The organism is Polynucleobacter aenigmaticus (genome assembly GCF_002206635.1).
In the GTDB taxonomy this organism is placed as follows: Bacteria; Pseudomonadota; Gammaproteobacteria; order Burkholderiales; family Burkholderiaceae; genus Polynucleobacter; species Polynucleobacter aenigmaticus.
This window is the reverse complement of record NZ_NGUO01000013.1, coordinates 48573-60770: the sequence shown is the minus strand read 5'-3', so window position 1 is coordinate 60770 and position 12198 is coordinate 48573. Positions and strand designations below refer to the sequence as shown.

The following is a 12198-nucleotide window of genomic DNA, read 5'->3' as shown; positions in this document are numbered from 1 at the left end:
CTTCATTAACCTAAAATAGTTTTATCCGACTTGATGGATTGCAACACGGTAGTCGCGATCTCTTCAATGGATTTACTGGTAGTCACCACCCAAGGAATCGATTCTTTCTTCATCATCGCTGTCGCTTCATTAATTTCGTAGCGACAATTCTCTAGTTTGGCGTAGTTGCTGCCGGGGCGACGTTCATTACGGATTTCTGACAGGCGCTCGGCATCGATCATCAGGCCGAAAATCTTGCTGCGATAGGGTGTGAGGTCTTTGGGTAATTGACCACGTTCAAAGTCTTCTGGAATGAGGGGGTAGTTGGCGGCTTTCATGCCATATTGCATTGCCAAGTAGAGGCTAGTTGGCGTTTTGCCTACCCGCGATATCCCCACGAGAATTACATCCGCTTCCGCTAGGTTTCGGTTCGATTGGCCATCATCGTGTGCCAACGAATAATTAATGGCTTCAATGCGGCTCTTATAGGCCTCAGTATCTGCATTGTGATGGAGGCGGTTCATCGCATGGGTGGATTTAAGCCCTAGGGCCTGCTCTAAAGGCGCCACGAAAGTCTGGAACATATCCAAAATCAGGCCATTGGCCTTGCCAACAATCTTATTCAGCTCGGGATTCACTAAAGTGGTGAATACGATAGGTTGAACTCCATATTTGGAGGCGGCCTGATTGATGCTAGAAACGGCATCATGAGCTTTTTCAGGGCTATCAACAAAAGGGACGCGAATGTGCTTAAAAGTGGCCTCAAATTGCGCCAAAATCGACTGGCTGAAGTTCTCGGCGGTAATTCCAGTGCCGTCAGAAACAATAAAAACAATACGCGTTTGGGTGCTCATGAGGTGGCCTAAAAGTCGTGGTCAGCACTACAATGTGTAGTTAATGAAGTATGCCGTATTTTATCCGGCCGCTCGACCAGTTTCCTTATCTTTAGAGAGTATTTTATGTCCAACCAACAGCAACAAAGTAGCGATGTAGCAAATGCCTATGTTTTGCCTTTTGAGCAACTCCGCATGACTGACGTAGAGTCAGTGGGCGGTAAAAATGCTTCATTAGGTGAAATGATTTCTCAGTTGTCTTCCACGGGAGTGCGTGTACCCACCGGATTTGCGACAACCTCATTGGCATTTCGTGATTTCTTAGAGCACAACAATTTGACTGAGCGTATTCAGAAGCGTTTAGAAAATCTCAATATTGATGATGTTCGTGCATTGGCAGAAGCCGGCAAAGAAATTCGCGGCTGGATTGAGACTGCACCGCTACAGGCACGTCTCGATGAAGAAATTCGTACGGCGTTTAAGAAATTAGATGAATCTGGCAACGGCTCTTTCGCAGTTCGCTCTTCTGCAACTGCAGAGGATTTGCCTGATGCTTCATTTGCTGGACAGCAAGAAACATTCTTGAATGTTGAAGGTATTGATCATGTTCTAGAGAAAATTCGTGAAGTATTTGCTTCCCTTTATAACGATCGCGCTATTTCCTATCGCGTTCACAAGGGTTTTGCGCACGCTGAAGTAGCTTTGTCTGCTGGTATTCAACGGATGGTGCGTTCAGACCTAGGCGCTGCTGGCGTGATGTTTACTTTGGATACTGAGTCTGGCTTCGAAGATGTCGTATTTATTACTTCAAGCTATGGTTTAGGTGAGACAGTAGTACAGGGCGCTGTCAACCCTGACGAGTTCTATGTCTTCAAAACTACATTAGCGCTTGATAAGAAAGCGATTATTCGCCGCTCCTTGGGTTCCAAATTGATTCAGATGCAATTCGCTCCAGCAGGCTCTGCCGAGAAGGTGGTGACTGTGGATGTGGTTCCAGAAAAACGCAATCGTTTTTCATTGGAAGATGCGGACATTACTGAATTAGCAAAATACGCGGTGATTATTGAAAAGCACTATGGTCGTCCAATGGACATCGAGTGGGGTAAAGATGGTCAAGATGGCCGTATCTATATTTTGCAAGCTCGCCCAGAGACGGTGAAGAGTCAGGCTGCTGGTCAAGTAGAGCTGCGCTACAAACTCAAAGGTAGCTCCAAAGTATTGACTAAAGGTCGTGCGATTGGTCAAAAGATTGGCGCAGGTCCAGTTCGCGTGATTCGTGATCCAAGCGAGATGGATCGTGTTCAGCCAGGAGATGTATTGGTTGCTGACATGACTGATCCAAATTGGGAGCCTGTGATGAAACGCGCTTCTGCAATCGTTACTAACCGTGGTGGTCGTACCTGCCACGCAGCAATTATTGCGCGTGAGTTGGGCGTACCTGCCGTAGTAGGTTGTGGCGATGCCACTGAGCATCTGCAAGACGGCATGATGGTGACGGTTTCTTGTGCAGAGGGTGATGAAGGTCATATCTACGATGGTTTGATTGAGACTGAGGTCACTGAAGTTTCTCGTGGTGTATTGCCAGAGATTCCAGTGAAGATCACCATGAATATCGGCAATCCCCAGTTAGCATTTGATTTCTGCCAAATCCCGAATGCCGGTGTTGGCTTGGCCCGCCTTGAGTTCATTATTAATAACTACATTGGAGTACACCCACGTGCTGTTCTGGAATATCCAAACATCGATCCTGATCTCAAGCGTGCAGTAGAGAGCGTTGCTCGTGGCTATGCGAGCCCACGCCAGTTTTATGAAGATAAATTGGTTGAGGGTGTTGCTACGATTGCTGCTGCGTTCTATCCAAAACCAGTCATCGTGCGTTTGTCTGACTTTAAGTCAAACGAATATAAGAAACTCATCGGTGGTTCACGCTATGAACCAGATGAAGAGAATCCAATGCTGGGTTTCCGTGGTGCATCTCGTTATGTGTCCGCAGATTTCGGCGAAGCTTTTGCCCTAGAGTGCGCTGCAATGAAGCGCGTTCGAGAAGACATGGGTCTCGACAACGTGGAGATCATGGTGCCGTTTGTGCGCACCATTAAGCAGGCTGAGCGGGTGATCGACATGATGGCGAACTTGGGGCTCAAGCGTGGTGAAAATGGCTTGCGTCTCATCATGATGTGCGAGATTCCATCAAATGCGATTTTGGCTGATCAATTCCTCGAGCATTTCGATGGGTTCTCGATTGGTTCGAACGATATGACTCAGCTTACCTTGGGCTTGGATCGTGACTCCGGTATGGAATTGCTGGCAATTGACTTTGATGAGCGCGACCCTGCGGTTGTGTTCATGATTGCGCGTTCAATTGAGGCATGTCTCAAGCAAAATAAATACGTTGGTATTTGTGGCCAAGGCCCTTCAGATCATCCAGACTTTGCGCGTTGGTTGGTTGCCAAGGGAATTACTTCTATTTCTCTCAATCCAGATAGCGTGATAGCTACTTGGGAAATGCTGGGTAAGAAAGAAGCGTAATGTATTCCGGCTGAATATAAGCCAAGTCAATTAGATGTAAAAAAGGCCTAGATCATCGCGATCTAGGCCTTTTGCTTTATAGCGGTCAGCTAAATTAGCCCTTAGCTTTTCTAGTCATTGTTTTCTTTGGGATGACCCTGCTTGCAGTCTTGGTGGGGCTCGCTACCTTCTTAACTGCCTTACCAGCACGATGAATAGGTATGGCACCCATTTTCTTAGCAGGTGTGGCAATCGATTTGGATGGCGCAGCCCCAGACCAGCTTGGTTCTGCAATGGAGTTGAATGCAGCACGTAATTTCTCACCCCAGAGCTCATGAATCATTTGAAAGTAGGGGTTAGATTCATCCATGGTGACGAACTTGCTTGCTTGCAAAGAATTCTTTTCATAGACCAGTAGATCCAATGGCAGTCCCACAGAGATGTTGCTGTTTAAAGTGGAGTCCATTGAAATCAGGGCACATTTCGTCGCTAAATTTAGTGGGGTATCAAAACTAATCACCCTGTCTAAGATTGGCTTGCCGTATTTAGATTCACCAATCTGGAAGTAACAAGTTTCAGGCGTGGCCTCAATAAAGTTACCGGCTGAGTAGATATTAAAAAGTCTTGGACGCTCACCCTTTACTTGACCACCAAAAATGAGATTGCAATTGAAATCGATACCAGCCTTCTCTAATGCTTTGTGATCTCTCTCGTAGACCTGCTTGATAGCATCGCCAACCACTACGGCCGCATCATGCGTATTCTCTACATTCCACAAATTCTTGCCGTTGAGCAATTGCCCTTGTAGCAAAATTTCTTTTACAGCCTGAGTAATGGCGAGATTGCCGGCACTCATCAAGGTAAAGAGACGATCTTTATCTTTTTGAAATAAAGACATCTTTCTAAAGGTGCCAATTTGATCAACACCCGCATTAGTGCGAGTATCCGATAAAAATACTAAACCATCTTTTAGGCAAAGCCCAACGCAATACGTCATCCTGCAACCCCTTTAATTATTTCTTGGAATTATCTCTTAATTGACTTGTATTAGGATAGGTTTAGTTCAGCAGGGTAATGGAGATACTGGCACTTAATTCCTCGCCACCGCCACCTGAGCGGACGCCTTTAACGGGGGCGGCTGAGTAATAGTCTCTGCCAATGGCCAGGCGAACATGGCGCGCATCAGTAAAGCAGGCGTTAGTAATATCGATGCTAGTCCAGAGTCCTTTATCAATATCTGCGCAGAAATCAATCCAGGCATGACTTGCTAGGTTTGGTGAGTTTTCAGCAAAGAAATATCCGCTGACATATCGCGCTGGGATGCCAGATGCGCGACACAGGCCCAGCATGATGTGCGCGTGATCTTGGCAAACACCAGATTTCATGGCAAAAGATTGGGCTGCTGTTGTGGCGAAATTGGTTTGCCCAGGGAAGTACAAAATTGAGTTTTGCACTGCTGCAGCCAGCCCCATCACCTCATCAATTGAATTTTTCTTTGGCAGGGTGGCAGAGAAGAACTCGAGCATTTCTGCCGTGGGCTCTGTCAAATTAGTTTGTTGAAGGAGGTAGTAAGGCGATACTGCCTTGGGCGCATCAATAAACTCAAATGCATCTTGTGTATGCACTTCACCTTCAGCTTCAATCATCATGGAGGTATAGGAGGCCTCTTGGACAAAAACGCTACACAGATTTCCAAAAGTGTCTTGGGAGCTGCTTGCTTTGATCGGTGTACTCACCTTCCATTTGTCAATTTTTTGACCTGCAACATCAGATGGCGTGAGGCGTAACTCCTGAATGGAGTAGCGTACCGGTGTTTCATAGCGGTATTCTGTGCGGTGACGAATCTTCAGGTGCATGGTGACTTTTAGGCTACTGCTAATGGAATAAGGTAGGCATTACTGAATTCATCAGCAATGTGATTAATACGTTCTAAGAATTCTTCGATAAATTCTTCTAGGCCTTGTGAAAAGACTTCATCAATATCGGAATAATCTAGGCTCGCTTTGAGCTTGCCAAGGAGCCGCTCAATTTCTTTTGATTGCTGATTCTTGACCTCTGAAATTAATGGAATCAGCTCATTAACGCAACATACTAGAGAGCGCGGCATTTGTTTATTAAAAATCAAGAGTTGTGCCACCTGCTTTGGTGTCACTTGATCGGAATAGATCTGACGATAGATTTCAAAGGCGGAGACTGAACGCAGTAGGGCGGCCCAGTGGTAAAAGTCAAAAAAGTCGCCATCAGATCCATCGACTTCATTTTTTTTATCTGTACGCAATACTTTAAGTGCGGCCGGGTCCTCATACTTGGCTTCTAAAATACGGGCAGTGTTATCTGCGCGCTCTAAAAGTGTTCCCACATTCATAAAGTAGAAGGCTTCATTCTTGAGCATGGTGCCATACATCACGCCTCTGAATAGGTGGCAGCGGTGCTTGACCCATTCGAGTAGTCTGCTGGGGTCTGATTGTGTGCGGGCTTCAAGAATGTGCTGCAACTCCAACCAGGTGGTATTTTGGGTTTCCCATGCCTCGGAGGTAATTCTTCCGCGAATGACCCGAGCATTTTCACGGGCAGCAAACAGGCAAGAGACGATGCTGGAGGGATTGCTGGTCTCGTAGATCATGAAATCGAGAACATTCTCGCGTGTCACCACATCATACTTTTCCAAGAATGACTCTTCCAGCTTTGAGATAGTAAGTAGCTTCTTCCAGCTTTGCTCTAAAAAGCCTGCGGGCTGTGGAAGGAGAGATGTCTGGTGATTGACATCCAACATACGTGCGGTGTTTTCTGCTCGCTCTGTATAGCGAGCCATCCAGTAAAGGCAATCAGCGGTACGGCTCAGCATATTTACTTATCCCTTTATTCTTCTAGCACCCAGGTGTCTTTAGTGCCACCACCTTGAGAGGAGTTCACAACCAAAGAGCCTTCTTTGAGGGCAACGCGGGTGAGACCGCCTGGAACCATCTTGATCGTCTTACCTGATAAGACAAAGGGACGTAAATCAATATGACGTGGGGCTACACCGGATTCAACAAATGTTGGGCAGGTAGAAAGCGCGAGTGTTGGCTGGGCAATATATTTTTCTGGATTGGCAATGAGATGCCCTCTAAATTCTTCAATCTCTGCTTTAGTTGATGCAGGGCCAACTAACATACCGTAACCGCCGGCACCATGCGTTAATTTCACAACTAACTTATCTAAATTTACTAAGGTGTAAGCAAGATCATCTGGCTTGCGACATTGGAAGGTGGGTACATTGTTGAGAATTGGTTTTTCTCCTAGATAAAATTCAATCATGTCTGGAACATAAGGGTAGATTGACTTGTCATCAGCAATGCCGGTACCAATAGCATTGGCCAAGGTGACATTACCGGCGCGATGCGCGGAGAGTAGTCCAGCAACACCTAAGGTGGAGTCGGAGCGGAATGCGAGAGGGTCTAGGAAGTCATCATCTACGCGGCGATAAATAACATCAACGCGTTCAGGCCCTTGAGTGGTGCGCATAAACACTTGCTCGTTTTTCACGAATAAATCTTTACCCTCCACCAATTCCACGCCCATTTGTTGGGCTAGGTAGCTATGTTCAAAATACGCAGAGTTATACATGCCCGGAGTCAACACGACCACATTGGGCTTTTTGACATCATCTGGTTTTACTGACTTCAGACACTCTAGTAGAAAATCGGGGTAGTGCTCAACAGGAGCAACGCGATACTTTTGAAACAGGTCCGGGAAGAGGCGCATCATCATCTTGCGGTCTTCCACCATATAAGAGACGCCTGATGGAACGCGCAAGTTATCTTCTAAGACGTAGAACTCGCCCTCTCCAGCGCGCACAATATCAATGCCAGCGATCTGCGCATAAATATCGCGCGGTACATTGACATTGCGCATCTCGGGTCGATACTGCGCATTGTTATAGATTTGTTCAGCAGGGATGATTCCTGCTTTGATGATTTCTTCATCGTGATACACGTCGTAAATAAAGCGGTTGAGTGCTTTCACCCGTTGACGTAAGCCAGCCTCGAGTTGCTCCCATTCTTTTGCAGTAAAAATACGGGGTACTTGATCGAAGGGGATCGTTCTCTCGGATCCTAGATCATCTCCATTGACGGCAAAGGTAATTCCGACTCGTCGGAAGATAAGGTCAGCTTCTGCGCGCTTGAGGCCCATGAGGGTGTCACTCTGTTGCTTAAGCCAGTTATGAAAAACTTGGTAATGGGGGCGCGCTTTTCCGCTGGCGTCGAGCATTTCGTCAAAAGGCAATTTCATAGTTACAAACTAATGCCTTTGATTGGCTGAGAAATCTAGAGATGAGGCAGCTTGGTGCCTTAATGCACTTAATTGGTGCAAAAATCCTCGGCTTTTACTGCTATAGGGCTATTCGCCCTTGATCCCAGCGTACACCGATTGTTTTTCCCAATTAGGCGTTTAGGTCGCCCCGGGCAATTCGACCTTTTTGGACTTCCCACTCACGCTCTTTGGTTGCTGCGCGCTTGTCGTGCTGTTTCTTACCCCGAGCCAGACCAATCTCACATTTCACATTCCCCTTAGAAAAATGCAAATTTAGTGGAACCAGGGTGTAGCCCTTTTGCTCAACTTTGCCAATGAGTTTTTTAATCTCAATCGCGTTGAGTAGGAGTTTGCGAGTACGGGTGCTGTCAGGAACGATATGGGTAGAGGCTGAAAGTAGGGGGGTGATATGGCAGCCGATCAGGAATAGCTCCGCCTGACGGATGACGACATACGCTTCTTTGACGTGCACTCGACCGGCGCGGATGGCTTTTACTTCCCAGCCTTCCAGCACCAGCCCTGCCTCGAACCGTTCCTCGATAAAATAATCGAAGAAGGCTTTTTTGTTATCGACGATACTCATATTTATTTAGCTTCTCAAGATCGATTATGGCAGACGTCTACAAGACCGTTTTAATTGGCCAATCAGCCGACCGCATGTATGGCTTAGTAACTGATGTTGCCCGCTACCCAGAGTTCCTACCCTGGTGTGGCGGAGTGGAAATTTTTGAGCAAACTGAGACTGTTTTGGATGCCAAAATCAATATTCACTTTAAGGGTATTAATCAGCACTTTCATACCCGAAACATCAATCATCGCCCTGAAACCATTGATATGGTCTTTGTGGATGGGCCCTTTAAGCATTTTTCAGGGCAGTGGAACTTTGTCCCCCTCAAGGAAGATGCGTGTAAGGTCGAATTTAAGCTTCATTGGGAGTTCAAAAGCGTCATTCTAGATAAGCTCATTGGTCCAGTTTTTGGCCACATTGCCGGTACTTTTGTAGATTGCTTTGTGAGGCGAGCTGAAGATCTCTATGGGCGGTAAGTCCATGACCACATTGAATCTCCTGATATGTGATGCTAGGCAAGGCGATCCAAAACTAAGCCCCTTCACATTAGAATTAGCTCCACATGAGCGCCCTACGGTGGGTTTAGTTCTTCAAAAGACTGGAATCGCAACAGCTTCTGATGATCCAGTCCTAGATAGAAAAGGCTGTTTTGGCGTCTTTGGCAAGCGCAAAGACTGGGATAGCCCAATCTACGAGGGCGACCGTCTAGAGCTGTACTCGCCACTCCTGGTGGACCCCAAGGCTGTGCGTCGAAAGAAGGCCAATCAGAACCAGGATGCCAAATTCCAGGCGGCCGCAGCTAAAAGAAAGGCTAGGAGGCTATAATCGTCTTTTGTGACTAGGGGTTTTGCATGCGACTCATTCAAAAAGCACTCACTTTTGACGATGTGCTCCTCGTACCGGCTTATTCTTCGGTACTCCCTCGAGATGCCAGCTTGGCAAGTAAATTAACTCGAGATATTTCACTCAATACGCCATTGGTGTCTGCAGCTATGGACACCGTTACCGAGGGTCGCCTGGCAATTGCCATGGCCAGCGAAGGCGGCATTGGCATTATTCATAAAAATCTCAAACCTGCAGAGCAGGCTAGAGAAGTTGCCAAGGTTAAGCGTTACGAGTCTGGTGTCCTGCGTGATCCCATCACGATTGGACCGGATGTCACGCTACGCCAAGTTATTCAACTTTCTCGTGAGCACGGTTTCTCTGGATTTCCGGTGCTCATTGGCAAAGAAGTCGTGGGCATCATCACAAACCGTGACTTGCGTTTCGAAGAAGACTTGGATGCGCCAGCAAAAACCAAAATGACCCCACGTGAGCGTTTAATTACGGTTAAAGAGGGCTGCTCTTTAGAAGAAGCGAAGCGCTTAATGAGTCAACATCGCTTGGAACGTGTTCTGGTGGTAAATGATAAGTTTGAGTTGCGCGGCCTCATTACCGTTAAAGATATTTTGAAAGCCACTGAGCATCCGAATGCTTGCAAAGATATCGAAGGCAAGTTGCGTGTTGGTGCTGCGGTTGGCGTAGGCCCTGACAACGATGAGCGTATTGAGCTCTTGGTTCGCGCAGGCGTTGATGTCATCGTGGTTGATACCGCTCACGGCCATAGCCAGGGCGTATTGGATCGCGTGAAGTGGATTAAGAAAAACTATCCTCAAATCCAAGTAATTGGCGGAAATATTGCTACTGGTGATGCTGCTAGAGCATTGGCTGATCATGGAGCGGATGGCGTTAAGGTGGGTATTGGCCCAGGCTCTATTTGTACAACCCGAATTGTTGCTGGTGTTGGCGTTCCACAGATTAGTGCAATTGTGAATGTAGCTGCTGCACTTAAAGGGACTGGTATTCCTTTAATTGCTGATGGTGGTGTGCGTTACTCTGGCGATGTTGCCAAAGCCTTAGCTGCTGGTGCAAGCTCTGTCATGATGGGCGGTCTATTTGCTGGTACTGAAGAAGCTCCGGGCGAAGTATTTTTATATCAAGGTCGCTCTTACAAGAGCTATCGTGGCATGGGATCTTTGGGCGCGATGGCCGATGGTTCCGCAGATCGTTATTTCCAGAGTGATATCAGCGCAGCGAATGCTGACAAGCTGGTTCCTGAAGGTATTGAGGGTCAGGTTCCTTACAAAGGTAGCGTGCTCGCCATCTTGCATCAACTGACTGGTGGTATTCGTTCATCAATGGGTTATCTAGGCTGTAAGACGATTGATGAGCTTCATGAGAAAGCGAATTTTGTGGAAATCACTTCAGCGGGTGTGCGCGAGTCGCATGTTCATGATGTGAAGATCACTAAGGAAGCGCCGAATTACCATATTGATTAATAAGTAAACAAAAGCTGAAATTAAGGCTGAATTTAAGACTGGTTCTTTCGTGCACGACAAAATACTGATTCTCGACTTTGGTTCACAGGTTACCCAACTGATTGCCCGGCGCGTGCGTGATGCACGTGTCTATTCTGAAATCCATCCTTACGATTGCGATCCAGAATTCATCCGCAAATTTATACAAGAGCAGGGTGGCAAGGGAATTATTCTTTCCGGTGGACCAAGCTCGGTTACGGAAGAGGGAAGTCCTCGTGCGCCGCAAATCGTTTTTGAACTCGGTGTTCCCGTACTCGGTATTTGCTACGGCATGCAAACCATGGCTACCCAACTCGGTGGTGCGGTTGCTTCTGCTGAGTCTTTAGGTAAAGCCCGTGAGTTTGGTTATTCCGAAGTACGTGCTCATGGCCACACCAGCCTACTCAAAGGTATTCAAGACTTCTCCACTAGTGAAGGCCATGGCATTCTAAAGGTCTGGATGAGTCATGGCGATTCAGTAACTACTCTACCGCCAGCTTTCAAACTCATGGCTTCAACAGAGTCTTGCCCAATTGCTGGCATGGCTGATGAAGAGCGCCATTTTTATGCATTCCAGTTCCACCCTGAAGTAACACATACCTTGCAAGGCGAAGCAGTATTAAGCCGCTTTGTGCACGAGATCTGCGGCTGCAAACCAGACTGGGTGATGGGCGACTACATTAGCGAAGCCGTTGAAAGCATTCGCAAGCAAGTAGGTGATGAAGAGGTCATCCTCGGTTTATCAGGCGGTGTGGACTCTAGTGTCGCTGCGGCATTAATTCATCGCGCGATTGGTGATCAGCTCACCTGTGTATTTGTAGACCACGGCTTACTTCGTTTAAACGAAGGCGATATGGTCATGGAAATGTTTGCACGCAATCTCGGCGTTAAAGTGATTCGTGTGGATGCAAAAGAGAAGTTTATGTCTGAGCTTGCAGGCGTCGCCGATCCCGAAGCCAAGCGCAAAATTATTGGTAAAGAATTCGTTGAGATTTTCCAAAGCGAGTCCGGCAAGATTGAAAATGCGAAGTGGCTTGCTCAAGGCACTATTTATCCAGACGTGATTGAATCTGCTGGTAAGGGTAAAAAAGGTGCGCATATGATTAAGAGTCACCATAACGTTGGTGGCTTGCCTGAAGATATGCATCTCAAACTACTTGAGCCATTGCGTGAATTATTTAAAGATGAAGTGCGTGAGCTTGGTGTTGCCTTAGGGTTACCGCGTGAGATGGTATATCGCCACCCATTCCCAGGACCCGGCCTTGGTGTTCGTATCTTAGGTGAGGTCAAGGAGGAGTTTGCAAGCTTATTGCAGCGTGCTGATGCGATCTTTATAGAAGAGTTACGCAATACGATTGATGAAGTCAGTCAGAAATCTTGGTATGACCTGACTAGTCAAGCCTTTGCTGTGTTCTTGCCAGTGAAGGCTGTTGGTGTGATGGGTGACGGTAGAACCTATGAATACGTTGTGGCCTTGAGGGCGGTTCAAACGCAAGACTTTATGACGGCGCATTGGGCCCATTTGCCACATGAATTGCTTGGTAAAGTGTCTAATCGAATCATTAATGAAGTGCGTGGTATCAATCGCGTTGTATACGATATCAGCGGAAAACCTCCGGCAACCATTGAGTGGGAATAGGTAGCTTTAGTCTGCCGCTTCCCATTTCCTATCCCCCATCTC

11 protein-coding genes are annotated in these 12198 nt (G+C 47.0%); 5 read left to right on the top strand and 6 right to left on the bottom strand.

Translation table 11 applies throughout. The features are described 5' to 3' along the window. Positions 1-5 precede the first annotated feature (5 nt). Positions 6-833, bottom strand: a complete 828-nt coding sequence (ppsR, locus tag CBI30_RS08785; RefSeq protein WP_088527931.1) for a posphoenolpyruvate synthetase regulatory kinase/phosphorylase PpsR — start codon at positions 831-833, stop codon at positions 6-8. A gap of 105 nt (positions 834-938) precedes the next feature. Here ppsR and ppsA point away from each other — a divergent pair, with 105 nt between their 5' ends. Next, positions 939-3341, top strand: coding sequence for a phosphoenolpyruvate synthase (gene ppsA / locus CBI30_RS08780; protein ID WP_088527930.1), 2403 nt, complete (start codon positions 939-941; stop codon positions 3339-3341). 94 nt (positions 3342-3435) lie between these two features. Here the strand turns inward: ppsA and CBI30_RS08775 are convergent, their stop codons facing one another. The 5 genes from CBI30_RS08775 to smpB all read right to left on the bottom strand — a co-directional run bounded on the left by CBI30_RS08775 (position 3436) and on the right by smpB (position 8196). Then, entirely contained in the window at positions 3436-4317 is an 882-nt protein-coding gene (locus CBI30_RS08775) for a proteasome-type protease (protein ID WP_088527929.1), read from the bottom strand. Positions 4318-4378: 61 nt separating this feature from the next. Then, the gene (locus CBI30_RS08770) at positions 4379-5176 is read right to left on the bottom strand and encodes a transglutaminase family protein (RefSeq protein ID WP_088527928.1); all 798 of its coding nucleotides are present in this window, start codon (positions 5174-5176) and stop codon (positions 4379-4381) included. Positions 5177-5184: 8 nt separating this feature from the next. Then, entirely contained in the window at positions 5185-6165 is a 981-nt protein-coding gene (locus CBI30_RS08765) for an alpha-E domain-containing protein (protein ID WP_088527927.1), read from the bottom strand. Between the two features lie 14 nt (positions 6166-6179). Further along, entirely contained in the window at positions 6180-7592 is a 1413-nt protein-coding gene (locus CBI30_RS08760; RefSeq protein ID WP_088527926.1) for a circularly permuted type 2 ATP-grasp protein, read from the bottom strand. 151 nt (positions 7593-7743) lie between these two features. Further along, complete coding sequence (gene smpB, locus CBI30_RS08755) at positions 7744-8196, bottom strand: SsrA-binding protein SmpB (protein WP_046330447.1); 453 nt, start codon at positions 8194-8196, stop codon at positions 7744-7746. Positions 8197-8222: 26 nt separating this feature from the next. On the opposite strand from smpB, the gene CBI30_RS08750 reads away from it, so the two are divergent. From CBI30_RS08750 to guaA, 4 genes are read left to right on the top strand one after another with little or no spacing between them, the layout of a single operon-like run. Further along, positions 8223-8657 carry a type II toxin-antitoxin system RatA family toxin gene (locus CBI30_RS08750; protein WP_088527925.1) on the top strand — a complete coding sequence of 145 codons (435 nt, stop codon included), beginning with the start codon at positions 8223-8225 and terminating at the stop codon, positions 8655-8657. 4 nt (positions 8658-8661) lie between these two features. Next, positions 8662-9006 (top strand): RnfH family protein, encoded by a 345-nt coding sequence (locus CBI30_RS08745; RefSeq protein WP_088527973.1) that lies wholly within the window; start codon positions 8662-8664, stop codon positions 9004-9006. Positions 9007-9032: 26 nt separating this feature from the next. Then, positions 9033-10499 carry an IMP dehydrogenase gene (gene guaB, locus CBI30_RS08740; protein ID WP_088527924.1) on the top strand — a complete coding sequence of 489 codons (1467 nt, stop codon included), beginning with the start codon at positions 9033-9035 and terminating at the stop codon, positions 10497-10499. Between the two features lie 49 nt (positions 10500-10548). After that, entirely contained in the window at positions 10549-12156 is a 1608-nt protein-coding gene (guaA, locus tag CBI30_RS08735) for a glutamine-hydrolyzing GMP synthase (protein ID WP_088527923.1), read from the top strand. Positions 12157-12198 lie beyond the last annotated feature (42 nt).